The organism is Rahnella sp. P4_A8, assembly GCF_056402435.1.
The window spans coordinates 109,620-135,119 of sequence record NZ_JBFUHK010000001.1 but is presented as its reverse complement, the minus strand read 5'-3'; the positions used below and the strand labels follow the sequence as shown (position 1 = coordinate 135,119).

Here is a 25,500-nt window from a genome sequence, read left to right as displayed (position 1 = left end):
GTTACTGGCCTTTTTTGTTGATGATCTCAGTGCGTAAAGCCGATACCGCCAGCGCGTGGCCGGGGAATCCTTCATACAATGCAAAGGCGTGTGCTTTATCGGCCAGCGGCTGATAGCCTTCGCGGGTGACATAGCCTACGGAGATCCGTTTCATGTAATCGAACACAGACAGCGGCCCGACGGTTTTCGCTGCGCCATTGGTCGGCAGAACTGCGTTCGGTCCGAGGACGAAATTCCCCAGCGTGATCGGTGTGTAATTCCCCAGCAGGATTTCACCGGCATTGCGGATTTTGCCCATCACGGCCATCGGCTCTTCGGCCAGAATTTCCAGATGTTCCGGCGCGTACTGATTAACAAATTCAACGGCTGCGGTGAAATCTGCTGTCAGCACCACGCCGCCGTGGGTTCCGCATAATACGGCCTGTGAGAATCCGGCCCGTTTTTCATCGAGCTGCGCCCAGTAACCGGGCAGTGCGGCGATGGCCTGTTCAGCGACCCGACGGCTGCTGGTGACCAGATACGCCGAAGAATCCGGGCCATGTTCTGATTCGATGATCAGATCCAGCGCTGCCAGCGCACCGTCCACGGTGTCATCGGCGAGGATCAGGCTTTCGCTTGGACCGGCAGGAATGCCGGGGTCGATCAGATTCGAGAGTTGACGCTTGGCGGCCACCACCCACGGGCTGCCGGGGCCGACTATCTTCAGGCACTTCGGCACGGTTTCCGTGCCAAATGCCACGGCAGCGACACCCTGTGCGCCACCGCATTTGTACACTTCGGTAATGCCAACCAGACGAGCGGCCACCAGCGTGGCGTCATCGACTTTGCCGTCGGGGCCTGGCGGGGTGATGACAATGGCGCGTTTTACACCTGCGACCACCGCCGGAATGGTGGTCATCAGTAACACGCTTGGGAATGAGCCTTTGCCGCGTGGCACGTAACAGGCTACGGAATCGATGGGCACATGGCGGTCACCGGCAAAGGCACCGGGGCGGATTTCTTTCATCCACATGTCTTCCGGTTTTTGTGCTTCATGGAAGGCGCGGACGTTTTCGACGGCGAAACGGATCGATTCCACCACCTGCGGATCGAGGCGTTCAAACGCCGTTTCGAATTCCGTATCTTCCGCCAGAATGCTCATATGCGGCGCGGTAACGCCGTCGAAATCGCGGGCAAAACGGCGCAGGGCGGCATCGCCTTCGGTACGCACCGCTTCAATGATCGGCGCAACGCGCTCAGTGAAAAACGACAAATCGGCTTCCGTGCGTTTGAACAGCTCCGCTGGCAGTTCAGACGAATCACTCAAATCATGAAAAGTTACGGCTTGAAAAGGTGCAGACATGGTCAATCTCCGGTTATCAGGCCAGTGCAGCGCGGGGATGGCCGCTGCGGATAGTGTGCAGGACCTGGCGTTGCAGATCAGTGAATTCAGGGCTGGCGGTCAGTTCCTCACGGCGCGGACGCGGTAACGGCACGTCGTAAGTCGCCGCAATCGTGCCGGGACCCATCACCACAATGCGGTCAGAAAGGTATACCGCTTCTTCAATATCGTGGGTGACGAACATGACGGTCAGCCGGTGTTGCTCCCAGATGCCGGTCAGTAATTCCTGCATCTGATGGCGGGTCATGGCATCCAGCGCGCCAAAGGGTTCATCCATCAGCAGGATTTTAGGGCGGTAAGACAGCGCACGGGCGATGGCGACACGCTGTTTCATGCCACCGGAAAGCTCCGCGGGCCAGGCATCAGCAAACTGCGTCAGTTGCACCAGTTCGAGATGCTGACTGGCTTTTTCACGGCATTCCGCGCGGCTGAATCCGGCGGCTTTCAGCGCAAACTCAATGTTCTGGCGCGCTGTCAGCCAGGGCAACAGGGTGTATGACTGAAACACCACGCCACGGTCAATGCCCGCGCCGAGAATGGTTTTGCCATCCACCTGAACGTCGCCGCTGTCGTAATCCTCAAGCCCGGCTGCAATCGACAATAAGGTGCTTTTGCCACAGCCGGATGTGCCAACCACCGAAACAAATTCATTGTCCGCCAGTGTCAGGCTGATGTCGTGCAGCACTTCGCGCGTTTGTTTGCCAACCTGAAAACTTTTGTGCAGATGGGAAATGGTTAACACCGACATCAGGCGCGCCTCTTGTTGTAGCGGAACAGCACGCGCTCAAGTGCACGCATGATCTGATCGCTGATTAAACCCAGAATACCCAGCAGCAGGATGTAGCCGATGATGGTGTCAGTCTGGAAGAAACGTTGCGACACCACGATGCGGTAACCGAGCCCGGACGTGGATGCCACCAGTTCGGCCAGCACCAGCCACGTCCACGCCCAGCCGAGACTGATGCGCAGTGCGTCCCAGATACCCGGCAGTGCACCGGGTAAAACGATGCGGAACAAGATTTTGCGATCCGGCATGCCTAACGTGCGGCCTAAACCGACAAAATCGCCGGGCACCCGTTTCACGGCGTCGATCACCATCAGAACCTGCTGGAAGAATGTACCGATCCAGATAATCAGGAATTTCTGCACATCGTCGGTGCCGGTCCACAGAATGGTCAGCGGCACGAACGCCACCACCGGCATGTAACGGATAAAGTCCACCAGCGGTTCGGTCAGCGCTTTGAAGAAACCGTAACAGCCTGCCAGCACGCCAATCACAATCGACATCACTGAGGAAATCGCGAAGGCGATACTGATGCGGTACAGGCTGCTTTTAATGTCGCTCCATAGCGTGCCGTCCTGCGCCAGACTGACCATTTTCAGCCAGACATCGGTCAGTTTGGGCAGGAAAATCGGCGGGATCGCGCCGCTGCGGGTTGCCAGCCCCCAGGCAAGAAACAGAATCACGAACAGCGTGACCGCAATGCCGACGAACACTTTGCGCGACGGCAGGCGGCCAATCACCATCAGATTGAGCGGTTTACGACGCGAACTCATGGCAGGCTGTTCACGAAGCTGGCGTCAATCACCCCGGCGGCGGTTACCGGTTTAGGAATAAGCCCGGCGGCGGTGGCGGCTTTGAGCACGTGGGCGAAGGTCTGGTCGGAGAAGGAATGGCTGAGCACCTGTTTGTTTTCCGCCAGCGAGTAATATTTCACGCCGTCAAATGCGGTTTCCAGATCTGCAGGCGTTGCGCCAACTGCTTTGGCGATGATGGCGCGATCCGCTGTGGTATTGGCCTGGTAGTGGGTCAGGGCGGCGTCCCAGCTTTTGATCAGCGCAGCGATTTGCCCCGGTTTTTCTTTCAGTACGGAATCACGGACCACCAGCACATCGCCAATCAGGCCGGGATCGGAAGAGCCGCTGTAGAGCATTTTCAGCGACGGGTCCTGTTTTTTCGCGGCAGAAATATAGGGTTCATAAGTGACGGCAGCAGTGACGCGTTTGGCAATCAGCGCGCTGCCCGCAGAATCGGCTGGCATCGGCACCGGTGTGATATCACTCCATTTCAGACCTGCAGAATTAACGGCGCTGTGCAACAGAATGTCGCTGGTGGTGCCTTCTTCAAAGGCCACCTGCTTGCCTTTCAGATCTTTCAGCGTGGTGATGTCTTTGCCCACCAGCAGGGCGTCTGCGGTTTCACTTTGATCCAGTAACAGCACCACTTTGATCGGCAAACCGGCAGAGACCATCGCCATCGCGGTATGTGTGGCAATGTTTGCGCCGTCGATCTGGCCGCTGGCTAAGGCGGCGTTGATGTCTTTATCTTCGGCGAAGTTAATGATATCGACCTTCTCCAGCCCCTGTTGTTTAAAAATGCCCTGACTTTGTGCGACGTGCCACTGGCCGTAACCCAGCCAGGGTTCAATGCCCATTTTGAACGTGCCCGCTTCGGGTGCAGCGGCGGAGGTGCTCAGGCTGAATGTGCTGAGTGCGCCAAGACAACAGGCCAGAGCCAGTTTGTTTTTGAAGAAACCCGTAAAGGTCTGAGAAGGTGACATAATTTCCTCGCTTGGTGTGGGAAGAGAAAAAGACGGCCAATAAAAATCCTAATGTGCAACCCTGTATAGACAAGTGGGTGAAGCAATTACTGCGCCACAGTTGAAATCGCAGAAGGAAATCATGCAGGGCTTTGATGTTATACATTTTTAGATAATTAATGAGAAGAAGGTAAATGAACTTATAATTAAAAGTGATAATCCGCACCACAACATGACTTTCTTTGCACCTTCAGGGTGCAGAAAAACAGTGATATGCAAAGGGTGCATAAGCCGGTCAGCTGGCTCTGGCTTCAGGAACGGGGATTAATGCCTGTTTAAGGGCGTTGTAAAATAACGTCATCACCGAATTAAACGGTGCGCCTTTTTTCAGTACAAGGCTGAACGGTGTGGCAATTTCAATATTCTCCGGCATCAGTGCGCGGAGTTTATTTCCGCCCATAAATGCACTGGCGTAATGTTCAGGCAGAAATCCGAGATAATTTCCCGTCATCAGCAGCATGGTGACGGCTTCGACTTGTACCGCAATGGCGTGCGTGGAAGTGACATCCGAAAAGATATTTTTTTTACTGTGATTGGCGTAAAAATGATTCACCATGTGCGACGATTTGATCTGTGATTCTTTTATTTCAGCGGCAGGGACGCTGAACAGCGGATGTTTGTCGCCGCAATAAAGATAAGCCATTTCATGATAGAGGAAATAGTAATCAAACTCCGGTTTTTCCTGATACACCGGCATGATGCCACAGGTAAAACGTCCGTCGATAATCCCGCGTTCAATCTCGTCCAGCTGAGTGGCGTGCAGGCGAATACTGACCTTCGGTGCCTGACGGTAAATCTCACCCAACGCACTGACTACGGGCGATTGCGGGTCAGTGATGGTGTTATCGATGATGCCAATATTCAGCTCGCCAAACAGTTCATGACGGGCGTGATTGAGTTTGTCGCGAAACTGATTGATGGATGAAAATAAATCAAGGCAGGCCTGATAAGCCACTTTACCGTGTTCGGTTAAATAAAATCCTTCGCGTCCTCGGGTGCAAAGTTTCATGCCAAAACGGATTTCGAGATCAGAAATTTGTTTACTGATCGCCGCCAGGCCAATATTCAGTTCATTGCATGCGGCGGTAAAGCCACCGGCTTCCACAACGGTTTTAAAGACGCGCAAAAGTTTTAAATCGGCGACGCCAAGGCTGTGCTGGTTAATATCACTTTTTGCGGGTGATGTGTTTCCTGATTTGGAAAGTGGACTTTCCATAATTAATATTTACCCCCGCCTTTAAAATCTACACCATCAAATTCACGTAGCCTCACTCGTTATTACCTTGCAAGCCTCAGATTGTGCAGTGTCATTTGTCATGTTGCCGGAAGGGTTTTATTTTCTCTTACCGTCAGACATGCCACCGGATCCAGGTTTGCAACATTTATGCCATACAAGGAAAAAATTATGTCGCAACAGCCAGAATTACTGTGGGGAGCACGCTTCAAACACGGGCCAGCCGCCGCATTAAGCGCATTATCGCGCAGCCCGGAATATTATTTTTCCCTTGCCGAATATGATCTGGAAGGGTGCCGCGCCCATGCGTATGAATTAAGCCGCGCCGGTTTACTCGACGAAAATGAAACCGTCCTGATGGTGGAGGCTATTAAACAACTGGCGAAGGATTTCCGTGCCGGGATTATTCAGCCGGTTCAGGGGGATGAAGACGTTCACACGTTTATCGAACGCAGCCTGACCGAGCGGCTGGGGGAACTCGGCGGCAAGCTGCGGGCAGGGCGTTCACGTAATGATCAGACCGCTAACGATTTACGCCTCTACCTGCGCGACCACGCCCGCAAGATTGTGGCGGCATTGCTCGAACTTCAGACTGCACTGGTGAAGCAGGCGGAACAGCATATTCATACGCTGGCACCGGGTTTTACCCATCTTCAGCAGGCGCAGCCGATTGTGTTCGGGCATCAGCTGATGGCGCATGCGCAGTCCTTTTGCCGTGACATTGAACGCTTTCAGGACTGGGATAAGCGTTGCGCACTGTCGCCTCTGGGCGCGGCGGCGATGGCGGGTTCTGCGATTGCCCTGCACCCGGAACTCTCCGCCAAAGATCTCGGTTATGACGGTGCCTGCGAGAACTCGATTGATGCCGTAGCCAGCCGGGATCACGTCGCAGAATTCCTGTTTGCGGGCAGTATGCTGAGCGTCAATCTTTCCCGCATCAGTGAAGAAGTGTGTCTGTGGGCATCGCGCCAGTTCCGCTGGGTTGAACTGGACGACGGCTACGCCACCGGCAGTTCCATCATGCCGCAAAAGAAAAACCCGGATATCGCTGAACTGACGCGCGGCAAAAGCGGACGGCTGATTGGCAACGTCACCGCCATGCTGACCACCATGAAAGGCCTGCCGCTTTCCTATAACCGTGACCTTATCGAAGACAAACGTAATGCGCTGGATACCGTCGAACAGTTGCTGTTAGTGCTGCCTGCGATGGCGGGCATGATCGATACCATGACCGTCAATGTTGAGCGTTTACGCGAACAGGCACCGGAAGGCTTTACGCTGGCGACTGAAGTGGCCGACTGGCTGTCGCGCCGTGGCGTGCCGTTCAAGGAAGCCCACGAAATCACCGGCAAACTGGTGCAGGTGTGTGAGCAACATAATCTGGCGCTGCACGAAGTCAGCGACGCGCAGTTACTGGCAGTAGATGCCCGCCTGAGCGCCGACGTGCGTGAATGCCTGACGCTGGAAGCGGCGATCAACGCCCGCAGCGGCAAAGGCGGCACGGCGCCGGTGCGGGTGGCGGAGCAAATTGCGCGGCTGAAAATTCGTCTGCAGGCGCAGGCGAACTGGGCTACAGGCTACGCTGGCTTGTCTTTATAACCGGGCGGGAGAAGGCTTATGACCCCTTATCAGAAAATGTCGGAAAGCGCGAAAAGCGCAGAGATTGATCTCAGCGAATATCACTACGTGCCGCAACGTTATTACGGCCGGATTTTTGCCTCGGTGGTGATCCTGCTGCTGCTGGCGTTGCTGGTGAATGCCTTTGCGCACGGCAAAATCGAATGGCAGTACGTGGCGCAGTTCCTGACCGCCAAAGCCATTCTGTTCGGGCTGGGCAATACCATTGTGATGTCGGTGCTGGCGATGGCGCTGGGGATCGTGTTCGGGGTGATTATCGCCGTGATGCGCATGTCGCAAAACCCGGTCCTGCGCAGCGTGGCGATGGGGTATACGTGGATTTTTCGCGGCACCCCGCTGATTTTACAACTGTTGCTGTGGTTTAACCTGGCGCTGATTTTCCCGGTCATCGCCATTCCCGGCGTATTCAGCATTCAGACCGTCGATATCATGACGCCGTTCACCGCCGCGCTGCTCGGCCTGAGCATTAATCAGGGCGCGTACACCTCGGAAGTGGTGCGTGCCGGGCTGATCTCGGTCGATCTCGGGCAGTACGAAGCCGCGAAATCCATCGGCATGACCCGTCTGCACGCGCTGCGGCGGATTATTTTGCCCCAGGCAATGCGGGTGATTATCCCGCCCATTGGTAACGAATTCATCAGCATGGTGAAAACCACCAGCCTTGCCAGCATGATCCAGTATTCCGAAGTGCTCTATAACGCGCAGACCATTTACTTCGCCAATGCGCGGGTAATGGAACTGCTGTTTGTGGCGGGCATTTGGTATCTGGTGGTGGTGACCGTGCTGTCGCTCGGGCAGAACCGTCTGGAACGTTATTTTGGCCGTGGCACCCGCCGCCGCACCAGCCACTGACAGGAGCCTGACCATGAAAAGTATTATCAAAGCCGTCAACGTTAATAAGTACTTTGATCAGTTTCAGGCGCTGAAAAACGTCAATCTTGAGGTTAAACACGGCGAAGTGATGTGCATCATCGGGCCTTCCGGCTCAGGGAAAAGCACATTTCTGCGCTGCATCAATCAACTTGAGCGCATCGACAGCGGGGGTGTCTGGGTCGATGACGAACTGGTCGGTTACCGCATGGACGGCAAAAAGCTGTATCCGCTTAACGACCGGCAGATTGCCCGTCAGCGGCTGAAAACCGGCATGGTATTCCAGCGTTTCAATCTGTTCCCGGATAAAACCGCGCTGGAAAACATCATCGAAGGGCCATGTCAGGTGCTGCTGCGTCCGGTGAAAGAGGCGACGCAGGAAGCGATGGCGCTGCTTGAACGCGTCGGGCTGGCGCATAAGCGTGATGCTTATCCGCTGGAACTTTCCGGCGGCCAGCAACAGCGCGTGGCGATTGCCAGGGCGCTGGCGATGAAACCCAAAGTGATGCTGTTTGATGAACCCACCTCGGCGCTCGACCCGGAGATGGTGGGCGAAGTGCTGGCGGTGATGCGCGGCCTGGCGGCAGAAGGCATGACCATGATTGTGGTTACGCATGAATTAGGTTTCGCGCGGGAAGTGGCAAACCGCGTGGTCTTCATGGACGAGGGCGGAATTATAGAAAGTGGTAATCCGGAAGACATTTTGCTCAACCCGCAAAATCCACGGACGCAGAACTTTATTTCTGCCGTCCTGATCTGACCCTTTTGACGTTAACTTTTGACTATGGGAATGCCTTCATGAAAAAAACATTGTTGTCCCTCATTACCGCTGGCGTGCTGCTGAACGGCGCTGTTTCTGTCGCCAGCGCGGCGGAGCTGAAGCAAAAAGACGAAATTAAAGTGGCGATGATGCCGAACTATCCGCCGCTGGAATTCAAAGATCCGGCCACCGGTAATCTGACCGGCATGGATTACGATCTGGGCATGGAACTCGGCAAACGCCTGAACCGCAAAATCAGCTGGCAGGAAATCGGCTTTGAACAGATGGTTAACGCCGTCGCCACCCATCGTGTCGATATGATTTTATCCGGTATGACTGACACCAAACCGCGTCAGGACATCGCCACGTTCGTCGATTACTACAACAGCGGACCGCAGTTCTATACCACCGTCGCGCACAAAGAAATCAATACCATGCTGGATTTGTGCGGCAAGAAAGTCGGCACCAGCCGCCGTACCACATTCCCGGCTGAAATTGCGGCCTGGAGTGAAGCTAACTGCGTTCCGGCAGGTAAGCCCGCCATCGTGGTGATTGGCGCGGAAGGCACGGCGGATGCGCGCACCCAGTTGCGTCAGGGGCGTATTGAAGGCGTGGTGCAGGGCAGCGAAACCCTGCCGTACATCATGAATCTGGAGAAAGACACCTATAAACCGCTGGGCAAAGCTTTTGCCTATCAGGTGACCGGTATGGGGATCAGCAAGGACGACCAGCCGCTGATTGACGCGGTAAAAGGCGCGCTGACCGACATGATCGCCGACGGTACCTATCTGAAAATCCTCACCAAATGGGGTTTGCAGGATGGTGCAATCCAGGAAGTGACCATCAATAAAGGCAAATAACCTCAGGTGACGGACTGACTCATGACGATTTCACAACAGGCGGCCAGTTTATGGCCGCAAAACAAACGCGGCTGCATGGCGCTGGCGTTTGACCTCGACGGCCCGACCGGCGATGCGATGCTTAACGGCACCCTCTGGCAGAAAGCGGATTACTTTACCTTCGGCGCTTACGGACCCTACCGCGCGCTGGAGCGCATTCTTGATTTGCTTGATGATCACCGGCTTCCGGCGACATTTTTCATCCCCGCGTGGGTCGTGGAGAACTGGCCGAAACAGTGTCAGGCGATTGTCGGACGCGGCCATGAAGTGGCGTATCACGGTTACCGTCATGAGTCTTTTTACGCCATCAGCGCGGAGAAACAGTTGTGGGTGATGCAGAAATCCCGCGAGATTTTCTGGCAGTTTCTCGGCATCCGTGCCGAGGGTTTTCGCACGCCTTCCGGTGACTGGCATGCAGAAACCCCCGCCATGTTACTGGAGGCGGGCGTGACCTATTCCAGCAGTATGCGCGGCGACGACCGGCCTTATCTCATCAGCGTTGCGGGGCATGATCGCCCGCTGGTGGAAATCCCAGGCCGCTGGGAAATGGACGATTACGCTTCTATTGCCTATACCCGCGAGCCGAATTTCCCCTCAGGCTTAGACCGCACCGCCAGCTATGAACTGACGCTGGATAACTGGTGTCGTGAATTCGATGGCGCGATGGATGAAGGGCTGAGCCTGACCACGTTGTTCCATCCCAAAATCAGCGGAAAACCCGGACGCATTATGCTACTTGACGCATTTTTTGCTCACCTGAAAGCGCGGGATGACGTGTGGTTTGCACGTTGCCGGGACGTCGCACACTGGTGGATGCAGGAGCATGCCAATGACTGAACAAAACTGGCCCGCAGGTTACCGCTCTGCGGTGGTGATTACTGTTGATTTCAATGATATTCACGGCATTCTCAGTCAGGTGCCTGCGGTGGCCGGACGCGAAAAAACGCTGTCCGTCTGGCGTTATGGCACGCTGCGCGGCATCGACAGGCTGCTGGGTTTGCTGGAGGAGAAAAACCTGCGCAGCTCGTGGTGTGTGCCGGGCATTGTGGCGGATGAAAACCCGCAGAAGATCCGTGATATAGACGGTGCCGGTCACGAGCTGGCGACCTGTGGCTATGAATTCGTCCATTTTGACGGCCTGTCGTTGCATCAGCAAACTGACAGCCTGCAACGGGGTAAAGCGGCGCTGAAAGCGCTGACGGGTAAAGTGCCACGCGGCTTTCGTTTGCCCGCCGGTAACTGGGCGACGGGTTTTGCGGATGTGCTGGCGGATGAAGGATTCAGCTGGACATCCGGCTGGCGCGGTGATGATTTACCCTATTTCCAGCCGATGCAGGATGGTCTGGCGTCGCGGCTGGTGGAACTGCCGCTGCATTATGAAATGGAAGACGAGCCGTATTTTGCCTTCAACCTCAGCCCGGCGGTGCCTCCGGCGCAGTCGCGGATTGCCTCTTACCGCCATACCCTCGGCAATATGAAGATGGATTTCGACGGTTTCCACCGTTTTGGCCTGTGTTACGTGCTGCGCCTGCATCCGGAAGTGATCGGCACGGCAGGGCGCATTGGTGTGCTGGCGGAACTGCTGGATTACATCACTTCGCACCCGGACGTCTGGGTGGCGACGGCCGGGGAAGTCGCGGACTGGTGGTCGCAGAATCAGCCGCAAAATGAGGCGTCGCATCCGGCGCAAATCTGGATGCAACACACTGCGCCGGGAGTCAGCCATGAGTAATGTTTCACAACAGCAGGTTCTGGCCGGATTTGTGGTGAATACCCGTTTTGAGGATTTGCCGCCACGGCTTGTTGAACGCGCCAAACGGCATATCCTCGACACGCTCGGCGCGGGGCTGGTGGGATCCGCCAGCGATGTTGCAAAACAGGTGGCGGCGATGATCCTCGGTGAAGGCGCATTGCCGCTTTCGCCGGTGTGGGGCTGTCGCGAACTGACGTCGCCGCGCAACGCCGCGCTGCTTAACGGCGTGGCGGCGCATGCGCTGGAACTTGATGATACCGGCGGTTGCGATCATTCCGGCGCGGTGGTGATTCCGGCTTTGCTGGCGGTACTGCCGTTATGCCCGCAGCCGGTCAGCGGAAAAGCGTTTATCACTGCGGTCGTGATCGGTTATGACGTGGCGCGCCGCGTGCTGGAAGCCTGTGGCGGATATTCACCACATAACGGCGCAGGCTGGCATTCGACATCCACCTGCGGCGTGTTTGGTGCGGCGGCGGCAGCCGGAAAATTAATGGGGCTGAATGCGGCGCAAATCAGTTCGGCGTTAGGCATCTCAGGCAGTTTCAGCGGCGGCTTGTGGGCGTTTATCCACGACGGTTCGCAGAGTAAAAAACTGCACGCCGGACGTGCTGCCGAAGGCGGTGTGCTGGCCGCGCTGAGCGCCAGGCAGGGCATCAGCGGCCCATCGCAGTTATTCGGGGATAAATGGGGAGGATTCCTTTCCACGCTGGCTCCTGCCAGTGCAACGCCGGAAGCGCTGACCGCGCAACTGGGGGAAATCTGGAAGCTGGAACGTTGTTCCATCAAGCCTTACGCCTCCTGTCGTGGCACGCATTCAGCCATTGACGCCACCGGCATTTTGCTGGAAAGACTGAATGCCAGCGCGGGGGATATCGAAAAAATCGTTGTGCGCTTGTGTCCGTTCCTCAACGGCATGTGCGGCGACAACGAAATCGCCACGCTGGCCGCCGCGCAGATGAGTATCCGCTACGCTATCGCCGCCCGCGTGGTCTTTGGACACGCAGGGCTGGCGGCGTATGACGCTGATAAACGTCAGGATCCGGCCTTGCTGGAGATGATCCGCCGGATTGATTTGCGGGAAGACGACACCCTGAGCGCCGACGGCGAGCCGGATGTCACGCTCTTCACCCGTTCTGGCCAGTCGCAAACCCTGCGGGTTGATGTCGCGCTAGGTGCGCCGGGTAATCCGGTTTCTGATGAGCAACTTAAACAGAAGTTTATCTCGCTGGCGACACGGGTGATGTCGGAGGAAGGGGCAGAGAGGATATGGGAGCAGGGGATGCGGCTGGATCTGGCGCGAGATATTAATGCGTTCATCGGGCGGTAACTCCTTCCCCCTTCGCAGGGGGCGGTGCAAAGAGACAGGGCAAATTTTTCACTTGTTCATCCTGCGTGGCTGGTGTCAAATCAGATGATTAGCCTCCAGCGGGTAAGACCGTTAAATAAAGGAAATCCTATGACTCAGACCCTGCGTACCGGCCTCGTCGGCTACGGCTTCGCCAGTAAAACCTTTCATTCACCCCTGATTGATGGCACGCCCGGCCTCGAGCTGGCGGTGGTTTCCAGCAGCGATGCGGGCAAAGTCCATGCGGACTGGCCCAATGTGGAGGTGGTAGATTCGCCGGAAAAGCTGTTTGCCGATGCGTCCATTGATCTGGTGGTGATCCCGACGCCCAATACCACCCATTTCCCGCTGGCGAAACTGGCGCTGGAAGCGGGTAAGCACGTTATCGTGGATAAACCCTTTACCGTAACACTTGAGGAAGCCCGCGAGCTTGACGCGCTGGCGCGTGAAAAAGGCAAGGTGCTGTCAGTATTTCATAACCGTCGCTGGGATTCGGATTTCCTCACGGTTAAAACGCTGATTGAAGAAGGCGCGCTCGGCGATATCGTCTATTTCGAATCCCATTACGACCGTTACAAACCGCAGGTTCAGCAGCGCTGGCGTGAAAGTGATGCGCCGGGCAGCGGCATCTGGTTCGATTTGGGTTCGCATCTTCTGGATCAGGCGCTGCAATTGTTCGGACTGCCGGAAACGTTGCAGGCGGATCTGGCTGTACTGCGCCCCGGCGGTAAAGCCGTGGACTATTTCAACGCGGTGCTGACCTATCCGCGCCGTCGCGTGGTGCTGCACAGTACGGTGTATGCGGTTGCCGAAACTGCGCGTTTTATCGTGCAGGGCGAAAAGGGCAGCTACGTGAAATTCGGGCTGGATCCGCAGGAGGACCGCCTGAAAGCCGGTGAACGTCTGCCACAGCCTGACTGGGGATTCGACAAGCGCGATGGTGTGATTACGCTGAGCCACGACGGCGTACTGGCGGAAAAATCGCTGCTGACCATTCCGGGCAATTACCCGGCTTATTATGCCGGGGTGCGGGATGCCATTAACGGACAGGGCGACAATCCGGTTCCGGCGGCGGATGCTATCCGTGTGATGGAAATGCTCGAACTGGGGATGCAGTCCTCAGAACAACAGGCGACCCTGAAAGTCATCAAGAACTAACACGTCGTCTACGCTTCTTAAGTGTCACTTTGGTGGCACTTTTATTTTTCATTTGTTATTCACTTTGCAAGGAAGGTTCATGTCCTGGTTACAACGTTTGAAAATCGACAAGTTTTTGCTGATCCTGGTTTGTGTTGTCGTGGTCGCCTCATTTTTCCCGTGTGAAGGGATTTATAAAACCTTCTTCGGTTACCTGACCACGGCCGCTATCGCGCTGCTGTTCTTTATGCACGGTGCGAAGCTTTCCCGTGAAGCGATCATGGCGGGTATCAGCCACTGGCGTCTGCACGTAGTGGTGTTCCTCAGCACCTTCGCGTTGTTCCCGCTGCTCGGTCTGGGCATGAAATGGCTGGTGCCGGTGGGGATCCTGACGCCGACGTTGTACTACGGTTTCCTGTATCTCTGCGCACTACCTGCGACCGTGCAGTCTGCGATTGCTTATACTTCGGTGGCGGGTGGTAACATTCCGGCGGCTATTTGCAGCGCGTCGGCATCCAGTATTCTTGGCGTGTTCCTCTCGCCGGTGCTGGTCGGCCTGCTGATGCATACACAGGGCGGCACCACTGACACCCTGCACGCCATCGGTTCTATTGTGCTGCAACTGATGGTGCCGTTTATCATCGGGCATCTTTGTCGTCCGCTGATTGGCGGCTGGGTACAGCGTCACAAGAAAATCGTCAACGTCACTGACCGTTCATCGATTCTGCTGGTGGTATATGTGGCGTTCAGTGAAGCGGTGGTGCAGGGGATCTGGCATCAGATCAACGGCTGGTCGCTGCTGGCGATCCTCGGCTGTTCTGTTGTTCTGCTCACTATTGTGCTGATCATCAACACTTACGTGGCGCGTCTGTTTGGCTTTAACACCAAAGATGAAATCACCATTGTGTTCTGCGGGTCGAAGAAGAGTCTGGCGAACGGTATTCCGATGGCGAACGTGCTGTTCCCGGCTGCCGCCGTAGGCGCGATGGTGCTGCCGCTGATGATTTTCCACCAGATTCAGTTGATGGTGTGCGCGGTACTGGCCTCACGCTATGCCAAACGTGTGGCACGTGAAGAAGCCGCGGCACTGCTGAAGAAAGAAGAAGTAAAAACGGTTTAACAGGTTGAATCGAAAAGAAAAGGGCGGAAATTATTTCCGCCCTTTTTTATTGTCACAGAAAGCGTTACGCCGATACTTTGTCGCGAATGGCCTGCTTTTCAGCGTCGGTCAGGAACGCCATGGTCAGGCCGTTTTCCTGTGCCTTGCGGATCTCGTCTGGCGTCAGCCCGGCAGCCGGTGCGGCGACGTTATATTCGTTAGCAATCTCAATGCCCTGAACCGCCGGGTCATCGGTATTGATTGAAGCCAGCACGCCGTGACGCAGGAAAATCGCCAGCGGATGCTGTTCAAAAGAGGCAACGGTGCTGGTCTGTATGTTGGAAGTCAGGCAGGATTCGATACCAATCTGATGCTTCGCCAGGAAATCCATCAGTTGCGGATCCTGTGCGGCTTTCACGCCGTGACCGATACGCTCTGCGCCCAGCTCGCGGATCGCCTGCCAGATGCTTTCCGGCCCTGCGGCTTCACCGGCGTGCACGGTAATGCGCCAGCCTGCGTCACGCGCACGGTTAAAGTGGCTGAGGAACAGACTGCCGGGGAAACCCAGTTCATCACCGGCCAGATCCAGTGCGGTAATGCCGTCGCGGTGCGCCAGCAAACCCTCAAGCTCTTGCTGGCAGGCATCTTCACCAAAGGTACGGCTCAGAATGCCAATCAGACGCACATCGATATTATGATGTTGCTGACCTTCGCGGATCCCTTCAATCACCGCTTCCACCACGCCAGCGACCGGCAGTTTGTGGTTCATCGCCATGTAATATGGGGAGAAACGCAGCTCGGTATAATGCAGACCGGCACGCGCCGCATCTTCAACGTTTTCTTTGGCGATACGGCGGCAGGCATCAAGATCGCCCAGCACTTTTACGCCCCAGTCGAGTTTCTGCAGAAAACTCACCAGATCCGGTTCGGTATGCATCACCTGGACATGCGGGCGCAGGGCTTCAAGTTCATTGGCAGGCAAGGTCAGGTTAAACTGACGGCCTAAATCGAGAATGGTTTGAGCGCGGATGTTGCCATCAAGGTGGCGGTGAATGTCGGTCAGGGGAAGGCGTGTGTCGATCATGGTGTGCACTCATTATTATTGAAATGTGCGGGGCATTATAACTGTATTTAGTTGCGCAACAAGAAGGGTTTTGAATTTGCTCCCTCCCCTGCGAAGGGGAGGGTTGGGGTGGGGTATTAAAGAAATATCAGGAGGTTGAAGTGTGAATCGACCAGGTGTTTGCCCTTAAAACCCCCTCCCGTCCTCCCCCTTCGCAGGGGGAGGAGCTTAGACCAACTCCCTGATGGCATTGATTAATTTTTCAACACCCGCTTCCACCTTCGATCTCGGACAGCCAACATTCAGGCGCAGGAAGCCGTTGCCTTCTTCGCCGTAGGTATAACCCGGCATGATGGCGACTTTTTGATGTTCGATCAGCTCATTTTGCAGTTGATTATCGTCAAGCCCGAGCGGGCGCAAATCAATCCAGGCCAGATAGGTGGATTGCGGCGGCTGCCAGTTGAGCTGCGGGAAGGCGGCGTTCAGTTGTTCCGCAACGTATTGCAGATTGCCCTGTAAATATTCCCGCAGCGCGTCAAGCCAGGGTTCACCGTGATGATACGCGGCAACGTGCGCATGAATGGCCAGCACTGCCGGAGACGATAAGCCATCGCAGGATTTTAGCTGCTGCAGATACGCCTCGCGCGGGGCCTGATGGCTGATCAGGCCGTAAGCGCCGGTCAGCGCCGGGATGTTGAAACTTTTCGAACCGGACGTCAGTAACGCCCATTCACCGCGTGCGACTTCATTCCACGGCGTATGGCGGTTTTCGCCCCAGACCATATCCATGTGGATTTCATCACTGATCACCCGCACGTTGTGGCGTTCGCAAAGTTCTGAGATGAGCGCCAGTTCTGTACGCGTCCAGACTTTACCGGTCGGGTTATGCGGGCTGCACAGCAACAGCAAAGTGCAGGCCGGTTGCGCCAGCAGACTTTCCAGATGTTCTGCGTCCAGCGCCCAGTCGTTAGCGTTTTTAATCAGCGGACAGGCCAGCATCTGGCGCTGATTGCCATCCACAACTTTGAAGAAGGCGTCATAGGCGGGCGTAAATGTCACCACGCCGTCGCCCGGCTGGCTCCACTGGCGGATCAGTTGCGCAACCATGTAAATCACTGACGGGCCGTAAACCACCATTTCGCGGTCAATCTGGCTGTTAAAACGTTGCTGATACCAGTGCGCCACCGCGCCGAGAAAATCATCGTGATGCCAGCGGCTGTAACCGAGCACGCCGTGTTGCAGACGTTTTTGCAGCGCATCGAGAATGCAGGGCGCGGCGGGGAAATCCATGTCGGAGATGGTAAATGGCAGTAAGTCTGCACTGCCGAAACGGTCAGCAACGTAATCCCACTGGGTGCACCAGGTGCCATGACGGTCGGTAACGGTGGAGAAATCAAAAGTCATTCTTTTCACTCCCTGAATAAAGCAGAAAAGGGCGACCGGAGTCGCCCTGTTAATCATAGTTACCCGATAGCCGGTTCCGGCACGGGCTGACTCGCCGCGGTGCGGATCAGGTAATCAAGTTCATCTTTCACTGATTGCACCTGCGGACCAATCACCACTTGCAGATTGTGTTCGTTAAGATGCACAACACCGATGGCGCGGTTGGCTTTCAGCGTGGCATCGTCGACCAGCGACATATCTGCCACGGAAAGACGCAGGCGGGTGATGCAGTTATCCAGAGAAACGATATTACCGGCACCGCCCAGCGCGCTCAGAATAACCGGCACGTTGTAGCCAGATTTACTGGAAGACGGCACCGCTGCGGCAGCAGGCATGTTCTCAGATTCCCGGCCCGGGGTTTTAATGTTAAAGCGGGTGATGGAGAAGCGGAAGATGGCGTAATAAGCCGCGAACCAGATAGCCGCCACAACCGGCACCAGATACCACTTGGTGGCAGTGCCGTGCAGGATACCGAAGACCACAAAATCGATGATGTTGCCGTCAGTATTGCCGATGGTCACACCCAGAACCGACATGATGGTGAAGCCCAGGCCGGTCAGAATGGCGTGGATCACGTACAGAACCGGCGCAACAAACAGGAACAGGAATTCGATCGGTTCAGTGGTGCCGCCAACCACACAGGCAACCACGCCGGAAATCAGCAGACCTTTAATTTTATGACGGTTTTCAGGTTTCGCGCAGTGGTACATCGCCAGTGCAGCACCCGGCAAGCCGCCGAGGAACGCAGGCATTTTGCCCTGAGAAAGGAACTGTGTCGCGCTTTCAGAAAAACCGTGCGTGGTCGGGCAGGAAAGCTGCGCCTGGAAGATGGTCAGCGCGCCGCTGACTTCGCGACCACAGACATCCAGCGTACCGCCAGCTTCGGTGAAGCGGATCAGTGCAACCAGAATGTGATGCAGACCAAAAGGTAACAGCAGACGCTCGCCGGAACCGAAAATCATCGGACCAAATACCCCTGCGCCCTGAATCAGACGGCCCAGACCGTTAATGCCAGCGGCGAAGAAAGGCCAGATCAGCGGGATAAGCAAACCGACCAGACCGAGCACCACCGTGGTGACAATCGGGACAAAACGCGTGCCGCCGAAGAAGGCCAGCGCATCCGGCAAACGGATCGTGTTGTAGCGCTCGTGCAGGATGTACACGATGATACCGACAATCACTGCGCCCAGAATACCGGTATCGATAGACTGAATGCCGAGGATCATCTGGATATTATTGGCTTTCAGCACCATCGGGTCGACGGTCGGCAATGTGCCGTTGGCGGTCAGGAAAAAGTTAATCGCCAGATTCAGCACGGCGAAACCGACGAAGCCGGAGAAAGCCGCCACACCTTTGTTTTCACGCGCCATGCCCAGCGGGATAGCGACCGCAAACATTACCGGCAGGAAGCTGAAGGCAAACGATCCGACTTTGCTCATCCAGACGAAAACCAGTTGCAGGATCGGATTCCCTAATGCGGGGATCAGCGTCACCACATCATGACTGCTTAACGAACTGCCGATGCCCAGCATGATGCCGCAGAACGACAGCAGGGCGACCGGAAGCATGAAAGTTTTCCCCAGGCTTTGGAAGAATTCCCAAAGTGTGACACGTTGTTTTTTATTTGCAGGCATACCCGCTCCATGAGTTGTTTTATTAAGCTGCTTTTGATGGCGGCTAAGATAAAACGTTTTACCTAAATAATACGTGTCGTACCTCACAATATTTAATGATGCTTGCACTACGCTGGTGAAATTAAGGTTAAACGTTTTACTCAAAGGGTGGAATTAGGTATAACTGTCTGACCACGCTAATTATTCCAGCCTTCGAGTAAAGCGGGCGGGCAGGGATCCTGTTTCATGGCATTTCAAATCAACGGCAACACCCGATGAACCCTAAAAAAATCACGATCGTAGATGTGGCGCAGCACGCGGGAGTGTCCGTGACCACGGTTTCACTGGTGCTCAGCGGCAAGGGACGGATTTCCCAGACAACCGCAGAACGGGTTAACCGGGCGGTTGATGCGCTGGGTTTTGTGCGCAACCGGCAGGCGAGTACGCTGCGCGGCGGAGAATCCGGCGTGGTCGGGCTGATAGTCCGCGATATCTGTGAACCGTTTTATGCCGAAATGACCGCCGGTCTCAGTGAGATGTTTGAAGCGCAGGGCAAAGTGTTATTTCTGCTGCAAAGCGGACCGTCCGGTAAAGGGCTGATGCGTTGTTTCGATACGTTGCTGACCCACGGCGTGGACGGCATTGTGATCGCCGGTGGCGTGAATACCCTCGGTGGGTTGAGAGAAAAGGCGGAAGAACATGGCGTCCCGCTGATTTGTGCCGCGCGCTCCGGGGGTATTGAGGGGGTTGACGTTGTCCGTCCCGATAATATGCTTGCGGCGAAAATGGCCACGGAATATCTGATCAAACAGGGCCACAAACAAATCGCCTATCTTGGCGGATTGAGCAATTCGTTAACCCGCGCCGAACGCCTCGGCGGCTTCTGCGCCACACTGCTGCAATACGGTCTGCCATTTCGCACTGAATGGATTATTGAATGTGACTATCAGCAAAAATGCGCCGCCGATGCTGCCGAAATCTTATTATCCCGCTATCCGAAAATCAGCGCGATTGTCTGCCATAAAGCTTCCGTCGCGCTGGGTGCCTATTTCGGCGTTCTGCGCACCGGCGCACAAGTCGGCGGCGGGGCAGTAGACAGTTTCTTCCAGCAAAAAATTGCCCTGATAGGCATGGAAGATGCACCGGAATCGGAGCTGACCGAGCCTCCGCTGACCTCCATTGCGAACTCCGCACGGGAAATCGGACACGCAACGGCCAGGCGCTTGTTGCTGAGGATTGGCGGGCAGAATCTGGAAGCGCAGAATATTATTGTGCCACCGGGGCTGGTGGAGAGGGAGTCGGCTTAGCTGATGCCTGAGCGGGCACTCCGGGCGCTTTTAAATTTAAAATCCAGGACAAGGTCGTAGGTTGCTGCCCACAGCGGCCCAAAAAATTGGAAACGAACCCCCTGGAATCCTGCGTTTTTCTCACTGCGCGCTGTTGCCGGCGTTTATGTTCCAGCGAGCGGGGTGACAGACGCAAGCCCAGGGTGTTCGTCTGGATTTATTCCACCGTCGAATATTTCACGTAGTGATTGGAACAGTTAAAGTGCGCGACATAACCCAGGGTGCCGTTCGGGCCTTTCGCGCTGAACGGGATGTTATAGGTCCCTTTGTCTTCTTTAGCGTCATCGCTGATGAAATTCAGAACCGGCACCGACGTGCCCATGTTGTCTTTATCATTGCCCCAGTTAGGGATACGGTTTTCCATGTAATCACGGGTGACCGTATCGATGGCATTGTCCTTGCTGATATCGGCACACGCGCCTTCTGTGGAGCGCTGCATCCACCACGGGTAGATATACACAGAGCCCAACATCAGCACCATCAAAACGAAAATGACTGAAACAATCCCGATCAAAACAACTTTACTCATAATGCTTGCCACTCCTGAAAATTATCAGTCAAATCATAAGCTGCCTGAATAAATCAATATTAAATGCCAGGCGCGAAAGCGCGTATGTTACGCCACTTACTCAGCAGAGGTTAAGTAATATCAGCCTTTCTGTTGCATTCGCTTACAGAAGCCAATGCCCGGACAGCGCGCCGGGGTGTTAGCCTTTTTACAACATACATTGTTTACGTAAGGAGTCAGGCATGAGTCAGCAACAACCCACGGTCGCCGTACTGGGGCTGGGCGCAATGGGGCACGCGTTCGCCGCTAACCTGATCAAAAAAGGGTTCAATACCCGCGTCTGGAACCGGACGGCTTCACGGGGTGATGATTTGGTGAAAGCCGGTGCGACACGCGGCCGGACACCGCGTGAAACCGCTGAAGGGGCGGATGTGGTGATTACAATGCTGTCCGATGGCAAAACGTCCCTTGACGTTTATCAGGGTGACAACGGTTTGCTTGCCGGCCTGAAACAGGGCGGCATTATCGCTCAAATGGGAACGCTCGGCGTAGACGCGACGGAATCGTTGATGGCGCTGATTAAAACACTGCGTCCTGATGTGGTGTTCTTTGATGCACCGGTTTCCGGGACGAAAGCACCGGCCGAACAGGCGCAAATTGTGGTGCTGGCCAGCGGGGATCGCGAAGCGGGCGCGGCTATTGAGCCGGTATTTGCCGCCATTTCCAAAGCGACAAAATGGCTGGGCGAAGCCGGGCGTGCATCCAAAATGAAACTGGTGGTCAATGCCTGGCTGATTGCCATGATGGAAGGTATCGCAGAAACTACGCAACTTGCCGAAGCGCTGGGTTTCACCCCCGACGATCTGTGGAATGTGCTGGAAGGCGGTCCGCTTGCTGCGCCGTATATCAGGGGCAAAATGGAGATGTTCAAAAGCGGTGATTACACCCCGCAGATGCAGCTGACCTGGGCCCTGAAAGATATCAATCTGGCGCTGGAAGCGGGCAGCAATCTTGAACTGCCGGTGATGAAACGTATCAGTCAGACCTGGCAGGGTGCGGTCGATGGCGGTTATGGCGGGAAGGATCTGGCGGTGGTGTATCACTATCTTGGCAATAAGTCTTAAGTCATTAAAAATCAGCGGCCTGTCCACGGAAGGGCTGGCTGTTTTCTGCCTCTCATTCATAACCCTGAAGTATAAACCAGACCATCTGGCTATTGGTCTGTCATCCGGCAACCGTGATAGCGTTGATAATTATTAATAACATCACGGCGGACTACGCGATGAGCCAGACATCCCCCTCTATCCCTCTGATCGATTTCAGTCAGTTTTCTGCAACGCCCGGACAGCGGGAAGCGTTCCTTGCGCAACTGCGTTATGCGGCGCGTGAGATTGGTTTTTTCTACCTGAAAAATCATGGCGTTGATGCGCAGTTACTGAAGGATGTTCAGCGGGTTGCCCGACAATTCTTTGCCCTACCAGAGGAAGACAAACTGGCTGTGGCGATGATCAACTCGCCACACTTTCGCGGTTATAACCGGGCCGCCTCGGAGATTACCCGGGGGCAGCCGGACTGGCGCGAACAGTTTGATCTCGGTGCCGAGCGGCCAAAACTGTCGGTCACAGAGAGTACGCCTGCATGGGCAAGATTGCAGGGGCCGAATCAATGGCCGGAAGCATTGCCGGAATTGCGCCCGCTGTTACTGCGCTGGCAACGGGAGATGACGGCCATGTCGCTGCGTCTGCTGCGGGCTTTTGCCCTGGCGCTGAAACTGCCGGAAGACGCGTTTGATCCGCTGTATGGCGAAAAGCCTAATGAACATATCAAACTGATCCGTTATCCGGGGCGCACGGTGGGCGCCGGAAATCAGGGGGTCGGTGCGCACAAGGATTCAGGATTCCTCAGTTTTCTCTTGCAGGATGAACAGCGCGGTTTACAGGTTGAAGTGGAAGAAAACCAGTGGATCGACGCGTTTCCGGTCCCTGATACGCTGGTGGTTAATATCGGCGAGTTACTGGAACTTGCCACCAACGGTTATCTGCGCGCTACGGTACATCGGGTTGTCTCGCCACCGGAAGGCGGCGAGCGCTTGTCGCTGGCATTTTTCCTTGGCGCTCAGCTTGATGCTGTTGTGCCATTATTCCCGTTGCCCGCAGAACTGGCGCAGGAAGCGCGGGGAGAGGCAAGCGATCCGCTGAATCCGTTATTCCGCGATGTGGGTTTCAATTATCTGAAAGGGCGGCTGCGCTCACATCCTGACGTGGCACAGCGCTATTATTCCGATTTCCCCGGGGCTAATACTGCTGGCTGACCGGGGCCTGTGCAGTATCTACGCTGACCATGGTGGACATGCCCGGACGCAGACGGTTACTTTGCTGCTGTCCCGGTTCCAGTTCAATGCGCACCGCGATACGTTGTGAGATTTTGGTGAAGTTACCCGTCGCGTTATTTAACGTCGGTGATATAGCCTGACACCTGGGGGCTGAGCAGGGTAACGTTGCCACGAATAATAACGAGTAACAAATCAGTAACGGAAGTGACTATTGCAGGCGGGAAAAGCTATAAAACGTGAAAAATCGCCAATTAAAGCGCGGCGATATTGGCAGTAATACTGGCGAGAACATCCCGGGCGATATCCACATCATTTTGCGGAATACCTTCCATGACGCGGATCAGAATGTCATCCGTCATGATGCGTACCTGGTTTGCCAGCTCAGTTCCGGTTTCTGTCAGTCTGATATCTTTCGAACGACGATCGGTTTCTCCGGGGCAGCGTTCCAGCAGGCCCAGCTCGGCGAGGCTGTCAAACAGGCGAATGGCGGTAGGGTGTTCGACTTCCAGCAACGCGGTCAGTTCACCCTGAGGCAGGCGTCCGCTGGCGGCTTCCAGATGTAATAACACTTGCCCGCGAGCCAGTGTCAGGCCAATAGTTTTGAAACGGGCATCACAATAAGTCCGCAACTGACGGCCGATATGAATGGTTTCAGGCAGGAAACGGACGGCAGGAGAGGTGGCTTCCGGGCGGCGGCGTAATATGGTCACAGGAGATCCTCAACGTCGGGGATTAGCAGGTTCTGAGACGTCAGATTAGCACGATAAGCAACATTTATCAGAAAAGGACGGGTGCCATTAACATTTTGAGACAAGTGGAAGGGTTATCTAAGTAAAGTTTCCGGAAACTATTTATGCTATCCGGAAAGCCATTTTACCTGTTTGCTTTATCCCTCTGACGGAGAAAATACAATGCAACCTGTCATCAACATGATCACGCTGGGTGTTAAAGACCTGGCCGCTTCTACCGAATTTTATCAGCACGGACTGGGCTTTCCAAAAGTGGTTATCGATTCTGAAGGTGTCAGTTTTTTTGAACTGGCAGGTGCCTGGCTTTCTCTGTTTCCGTGGGACGAACTGGCAAAAGATGCGCAAGTCAGCCCGGCAGGGAATGGTTTTCGCGGTATGGCGCTGGCGCAAACGGTGGCCAGTGAAGCTAAAGTGGATGCCATTCTGGCTCAGGCAGTCAGTGCGGGAGGTAAAATGATTAAACCGGGACAGAAAGTGTTCTGGGGTGGATATTCGGGTTATTTCGCCGATCCGGACGGACATCTGTGGGAAATCGCCTATAACCCGTTTATGACCATCGGGCCGCAGGAGAAATGACGTTCATTCCTGGAGCAAGAAATAATTAATTAGTTACAACATACAGTGTGTTTTATTAAAAATGGTGATCGTCTTTGACATATAAAAAGACACCGCATAAAGCGGTGTCTGTCATTATTCTGGCAGGAAAAGAGGAGGTTATAAACCGCGTTTTTCCATTAACAGGGCCAGATCGACCAGGCGGTTTGAAAAGCCCCATTCGTTATCATACCAGGCGAGAATTTTCACCAGCTTGCCGCCAATCACCAATGTTGAAAGCCCGTCAATAATGGATGAACGCGGATCACCGCGATAATCGCTCGACACCAGCGGCTCCTCGCTGTAACCCAGAATGCCTTTAAGCGGGCCGGATTCAGCCGCCTTGCGAAACGCGGCGTTAATTTCTTCAACAGTCGCTTCGCGTTTAAGGTTAACGGTTAAATCGACGATGGAAACCACCGGCACCGGAACTCGTAGTGAATAACCGGTCATGCGTCCGTCCAGTTCCGGGATAACTTTCCCGATCGCTTTCGCTGCGCCGCTGGAATACGGAACAATGGAAACCGCGGCCGCACGCGCACCCCGTAAATCTTTTTCAGGTTGATCATGCAACGCCTGGCTGTTGGTGTAGGCGTGTGTGGTGTTCATCAGGCCGTGTTCAATGCCGAAGGTCTGATGCAAAACCTGAGCGGCAGGGGCCAGACCGTTGGTGGTACAACTGCCGTTGCTGACCACTTTGTGTTTTGCCGGGTCGTAATCGCTGTCATTAACGCCCATCACAATAGTGATGTCATCATTTTTGGCCGGTGCGGAAATAATGACGCGTTTTGCTCCGCCCCGGGTGATGTGAACTTCCGCTTTAGCTTTTTCAGTAAAGAAGCCGGTAGCTTCAATAACGATATCAACGCCCACAGAGCTCCACGGAATTGCAGCGGGATCCCTTTCTGAGAAAACGCGTACCGGTTTTCCATCAACCCGTAATTCGCCTTCACCCGCTTCGACGTCAGCTTTTAACGTGCCTGAGAGTGAGTCATATTTCAGAAGATGAGCGAGAGTCTTACTGTCCGTTAGATCATTAATTGCCACCACCTGGAAGTCATCCCGCCCGAGTGCGGCGCGCAAAACATTCCGTCCAATCCTGCCAAAACCATTGATACCTACTTTGACCATGATGA

At 55.1% G+C, this 25,500-nt stretch carries 24 protein-coding genes and 1 pseudogene; 13 read left to right on the top strand and 12 right to left on the bottom strand.

Annotated elements, in window-relative coordinates:
* Position 1 precedes the first annotated feature (1 nt).
* From hisD to AC1DUO_RS00585, 5 genes are all read right to left on the bottom strand, one after another.
* Positions 2-1,342 (bottom strand): histidinol dehydrogenase, encoded by a 1,341-nt coding sequence (gene hisD / locus AC1DUO_RS00605; protein ID WP_013575482.1) that lies wholly within the window; start codon positions 1,340-1,342, stop codon positions 2-4.
* A gap of 16 nt (positions 1,343-1,358) precedes the next feature.
* Positions 1,359-2,129, bottom strand: coding sequence for an ABC transporter ATP-binding protein (locus AC1DUO_RS00600; RefSeq protein WP_121019350.1), 771 nt, complete (start codon positions 2,127-2,129; stop codon positions 1,359-1,361).
* Complete coding sequence (locus AC1DUO_RS00595; RefSeq protein ID WP_013575484.1) at positions 2,129-2,938, bottom strand: ABC transporter permease; 810 nt, start codon at positions 2,936-2,938, stop codon at positions 2,129-2,131. Before AC1DUO_RS00595 ends, AC1DUO_RS00600 begins: the two co-directional genes overlap by 1 nt.
* Complete coding sequence (locus AC1DUO_RS00590) at positions 2,935-3,942, bottom strand: ABC transporter substrate-binding protein (protein WP_013575485.1); 1,008 nt, start codon at positions 3,940-3,942, stop codon at positions 2,935-2,937. Before AC1DUO_RS00590 ends, AC1DUO_RS00595 begins: the two co-directional genes overlap by 4 nt.
* Positions 3,943-4,216: 274 nt before the next feature.
* Positions 4,217-5,197 carry a LysR family transcriptional regulator gene (locus AC1DUO_RS00585; protein WP_013575486.1) on the bottom strand — a complete coding sequence of 327 codons (981 nt, stop codon included), beginning with the start codon at positions 5,195-5,197 and terminating at the stop codon, positions 4,217-4,219.
* A gap of 189 nt (positions 5,198-5,386) precedes the next feature.
* On the opposite strand from AC1DUO_RS00585, the gene argH reads away from it, so the two are divergent.
* The 9 genes from argH to AC1DUO_RS00540 all read left to right on the top strand — a co-directional run bounded on the left by argH (position 5,387) and on the right by AC1DUO_RS00540 (position 14,737).
* Positions 5,387-6,814 carry an argininosuccinate lyase gene (gene argH / locus AC1DUO_RS00580; RefSeq protein WP_121019348.1) on the top strand — a complete coding sequence of 476 codons (1,428 nt, stop codon included), beginning with the start codon at positions 5,387-5,389 and terminating at the stop codon, positions 6,812-6,814.
* Positions 6,815-6,832: 18 nt separating this feature from the next.
* Complete coding sequence (locus AC1DUO_RS00575) at positions 6,833-7,705, top strand: amino acid ABC transporter permease (RefSeq protein ID WP_013575488.1); 873 nt, start codon at positions 6,833-6,835, stop codon at positions 7,703-7,705.
* 13 nt (positions 7,706-7,718) lie between these two features.
* Positions 7,719-8,483, top strand: coding sequence for an amino acid ABC transporter ATP-binding protein (locus tag AC1DUO_RS00570; protein ID WP_013575489.1), 765 nt, complete (start codon positions 7,719-7,721; stop codon positions 8,481-8,483).
* A 38-nt stretch (positions 8,484-8,521) separates the two neighbouring features.
* Positions 8,522-9,343, top strand: a complete 822-nt coding sequence (locus AC1DUO_RS00565; RefSeq protein ID WP_013575490.1) for an ABC transporter substrate-binding protein — start codon at positions 8,522-8,524, stop codon at positions 9,341-9,343.
* 21 nt (positions 9,344-9,364) lie between these two features.
* Positions 9,365-10,219, top strand: a complete 855-nt coding sequence (locus tag AC1DUO_RS00560) for a polysaccharide deacetylase family protein (RefSeq protein WP_126124879.1) — start codon at positions 9,365-9,367, stop codon at positions 10,217-10,219.
* Positions 10,212-11,114, top strand: a complete 903-nt coding sequence (locus AC1DUO_RS00555) for a polysaccharide deacetylase family protein (protein ID WP_314522991.1) — start codon at positions 10,212-10,214, stop codon at positions 11,112-11,114. The genes AC1DUO_RS00560 and AC1DUO_RS00555 overlap by 8 nt, the downstream gene beginning before the upstream one ends.
* A complete protein-coding gene (locus AC1DUO_RS00550; protein ID WP_126124881.1) occupies positions 11,107-12,462 on the top strand; it encodes an MmgE/PrpD family protein in 1,356 nt (451 codons plus the stop codon). The genes AC1DUO_RS00555 and AC1DUO_RS00550 overlap by 8 nt, the downstream gene beginning before the upstream one ends.
* 129 nt (positions 12,463-12,591) lie before the next feature.
* Complete coding sequence (locus AC1DUO_RS00545; RefSeq protein ID WP_013575494.1) at positions 12,592-13,638, top strand: oxidoreductase; 1,047 nt, start codon at positions 12,592-12,594, stop codon at positions 13,636-13,638.
* Positions 13,639-13,717: 79 nt separating this feature from the next.
* Positions 13,718-14,737: a bile acid:sodium symporter family protein gene (locus AC1DUO_RS00540; RefSeq protein WP_013575495.1), complete on the top strand. Its 1,020-nt coding sequence runs from the start codon at positions 13,718-13,720 to the stop codon at positions 14,735-14,737.
* A gap of 64 nt (positions 14,738-14,801) precedes the next feature.
* Here AC1DUO_RS00540 and add read toward each other — a convergent pair whose 3' ends face one another.
* From add to malX, 3 genes are all read right to left on the bottom strand, one after another.
* Positions 14,802-15,800 carry an adenosine deaminase gene (gene add, locus AC1DUO_RS00535; protein ID WP_013575496.1) on the bottom strand — a complete coding sequence of 333 codons (999 nt, stop codon included), beginning with the start codon at positions 15,798-15,800 and terminating at the stop codon, positions 14,802-14,804.
* Positions 15,801-16,007: 207 nt separating this feature from the next.
* Positions 16,008-17,183 carry a MalY/PatB family protein gene (locus AC1DUO_RS00530; protein WP_119261627.1) on the bottom strand — a complete coding sequence of 392 codons (1,176 nt, stop codon included), beginning with the start codon at positions 17,181-17,183 and terminating at the stop codon, positions 16,008-16,010.
* A gap of 59 nt (positions 17,184-17,242) precedes the next feature.
* Positions 17,243-18,856, bottom strand: a complete 1,614-nt coding sequence (gene malX / locus AC1DUO_RS00525; protein ID WP_119261628.1) for a maltose/glucose-specific PTS transporter subunit IIBC — start codon at positions 18,854-18,856, stop codon at positions 17,243-17,245.
* A gap of 254 nt (positions 18,857-19,110) precedes the next feature.
* Between malX and malI the strand changes: the two genes are divergently transcribed.
* Positions 19,111-20,142, top strand: a complete 1,032-nt coding sequence (gene malI / locus AC1DUO_RS00520; protein WP_119261629.1) for a Mal regulon transcriptional regulator MalI — start codon at positions 19,111-19,113, stop codon at positions 20,140-20,142.
* 196 nt (positions 20,143-20,338) lie between these two features.
* Here the strand turns inward: malI and AC1DUO_RS00515 are convergent, their stop codons facing one another.
* Positions 20,339-20,710 (bottom strand): YebF family protein, encoded by a 372-nt coding sequence (locus AC1DUO_RS00515; protein WP_037034006.1) that lies wholly within the window; start codon positions 20,708-20,710, stop codon positions 20,339-20,341.
* A 221-nt stretch (positions 20,711-20,931) separates the two neighbouring features.
* Between AC1DUO_RS00515 and AC1DUO_RS00510 the strand changes: the two genes are divergently transcribed.
* Both AC1DUO_RS00510 and AC1DUO_RS00505 read left to right on the top strand, forming a co-directional pair.
* Positions 20,932-21,813 carry an NAD(P)-dependent oxidoreductase gene (locus AC1DUO_RS00510; RefSeq protein ID WP_119261630.1) on the top strand — a complete coding sequence of 294 codons (882 nt, stop codon included), beginning with the start codon at positions 20,932-20,934 and terminating at the stop codon, positions 21,811-21,813.
* A 158-nt stretch (positions 21,814-21,971) separates the two neighbouring features.
* Positions 21,972-23,000, top strand: a complete 1,029-nt coding sequence (locus AC1DUO_RS00505; protein ID WP_477986162.1) for an isopenicillin N synthase family dioxygenase — start codon at positions 21,972-21,974, stop codon at positions 22,998-23,000.
* On the opposite strand, the pseudogene AC1DUO_RS00500 reads toward AC1DUO_RS00505, so the two are convergent.
* Both AC1DUO_RS00500 and AC1DUO_RS00495 read right to left on the bottom strand, forming a co-directional pair.
* Positions 22,984-23,160, bottom strand: a pseudogene (locus AC1DUO_RS00500) (hypothetical protein); the annotation flags it as partial. The gene AC1DUO_RS00505 and the pseudogene AC1DUO_RS00500 sit on opposite strands and share 17 nt — an antisense overlap.
* Before the next feature lie 112 nt (positions 23,161-23,272).
* Positions 23,273-23,731 carry a MarR family winged helix-turn-helix transcriptional regulator gene (locus AC1DUO_RS00495; protein WP_119261631.1) on the bottom strand — a complete coding sequence of 153 codons (459 nt, stop codon included), beginning with the start codon at positions 23,729-23,731 and terminating at the stop codon, positions 23,273-23,275.
* Between the two features lie 201 nt (positions 23,732-23,932).
* On the opposite strand from AC1DUO_RS00495, the gene AC1DUO_RS00490 reads away from it, so the two are divergent.
* Positions 23,933-24,346 carry a VOC family protein gene (locus tag AC1DUO_RS00490; protein WP_112152252.1) on the top strand — a complete coding sequence of 138 codons (414 nt, stop codon included), beginning with the start codon at positions 23,933-23,935 and terminating at the stop codon, positions 24,344-24,346.
* Between the two features lie 138 nt (positions 24,347-24,484).
* Here AC1DUO_RS00490 and gap read toward each other — a convergent pair whose 3' ends face one another.
* On the bottom strand, positions 24,485-25,495 hold the full coding sequence (gene gap, locus AC1DUO_RS00485; RefSeq protein ID WP_013575505.1) for a type I glyceraldehyde-3-phosphate dehydrogenase: 1,011 nt from the start codon (positions 25,493-25,495) through the stop codon (positions 24,485-24,487).
* Positions 25,496-25,500: the final 5 nt, after the last annotated feature.

Excerpts from the sequence above, each read along its gene's own strand:
- AC1DUO_RS00565 (WP_013575490.1), top strand. The coding sequence starts at position 8,522 with ATGAAAAAAACATTGTTGTCCCTCATTACCGCTGGCGTGCTGCTGAAC.
- add (WP_013575496.1), bottom strand. The coding sequence starts at position 15,800 with ATGATCGACACACGCCTTCCCCTGACCGACATTCACCGCCACCTTGAT.
- AC1DUO_RS00545 (WP_013575494.1), top strand. The coding sequence starts at position 12,592 with ATGACTCAGACCCTGCGTACCGGCCTCGTCGGCTACGGCTTCGCCAGT.
- AC1DUO_RS00570 (WP_013575489.1), top strand. The coding sequence starts at position 7,719 with ATGAAAAGTATTATCAAAGCCGTCAACGTTAATAAGTACTTTGATCAG.
- AC1DUO_RS00505 (WP_477986162.1), top strand. The coding sequence starts at position 21,972 with ATGAGCCAGACATCCCCCTCTATCCCTCTGATCGATTTCAGTCAGTTT.
- AC1DUO_RS00575 (WP_013575488.1), top strand. The coding sequence starts at position 6,833 with ATGACCCCTTATCAGAAAATGTCGGAAAGCGCGAAAAGCGCAGAGATT.
- malX (WP_119261628.1), bottom strand. The coding sequence starts at position 18,856 with ATGCCTGCAAATAAAAAACAACGTGTCACACTTTGGGAATTCTTCCAA.
- AC1DUO_RS00510 (WP_119261630.1), top strand. The coding sequence starts at position 20,932 with ATGAGTCAGCAACAACCCACGGTCGCCGTACTGGGGCTGGGCGCAATG.
- AC1DUO_RS00560 (WP_126124879.1), top strand. The coding sequence starts at position 9,365 with ATGACGATTTCACAACAGGCGGCCAGTTTATGGCCGCAAAACAAACGC.
- AC1DUO_RS00490 (WP_112152252.1), top strand. The coding sequence starts at position 23,933 with ATGCAACCTGTCATCAACATGATCACGCTGGGTGTTAAAGACCTGGCC.
- AC1DUO_RS00585 (WP_013575486.1), bottom strand. The coding sequence starts at position 5,197 with ATGGAAAGTCCACTTTCCAAATCAGGAAACACATCACCCGCAAAAAGT.
- AC1DUO_RS00590 (WP_013575485.1), bottom strand. The coding sequence starts at position 3,942 with ATGTCACCTTCTCAGACCTTTACGGGTTTCTTCAAAAACAAACTGGCT.
- AC1DUO_RS00595 (WP_013575484.1), bottom strand. The coding sequence starts at position 2,938 with ATGAGTTCGCGTCGTAAACCGCTCAATCTGATGGTGATTGGCCGCCTG.
- AC1DUO_RS00515 (WP_037034006.1), bottom strand. The coding sequence starts at position 20,710 with ATGAGTAAAGTTGTTTTGATCGGGATTGTTTCAGTCATTTTCGTTTTG.
- hisD (WP_013575482.1), bottom strand. The coding sequence starts at position 1,342 with ATGTCTGCACCTTTTCAAGCCGTAACTTTTCATGATTTGAGTGATTCG.
- argH (WP_121019348.1), top strand. The coding sequence starts at position 5,387 with ATGTCGCAACAGCCAGAATTACTGTGGGGAGCACGCTTCAAACACGGG.
- AC1DUO_RS00600 (WP_121019350.1), bottom strand. The coding sequence starts at position 2,129 with ATGTCGGTGTTAACCATTTCCCATCTGCACAAAAGTTTTCAGGTTGGC.
- malI (WP_119261629.1), top strand. The coding sequence starts at position 19,111 with ATGAACCCTAAAAAAATCACGATCGTAGATGTGGCGCAGCACGCGGGA.
- gap (WP_013575505.1), bottom strand. The coding sequence starts at position 25,495 with ATGGTCAAAGTAGGTATCAATGGTTTTGGCAGGATTGGACGGAATGTT.
- AC1DUO_RS00540 (WP_013575495.1), top strand. The coding sequence starts at position 13,718 with ATGTCCTGGTTACAACGTTTGAAAATCGACAAGTTTTTGCTGATCCTG.
- AC1DUO_RS00555 (WP_314522991.1), top strand. The coding sequence starts at position 10,212 with ATGACTGAACAAAACTGGCCCGCAGGTTACCGCTCTGCGGTGGTGATT.
- AC1DUO_RS00550 (WP_126124881.1), top strand. The coding sequence starts at position 11,107 with ATGAGTAATGTTTCACAACAGCAGGTTCTGGCCGGATTTGTGGTGAAT.
- AC1DUO_RS00530 (WP_119261627.1), bottom strand. The coding sequence starts at position 17,183 with ATGACTTTTGATTTCTCCACCGTTACCGACCGTCATGGCACCTGGTGC.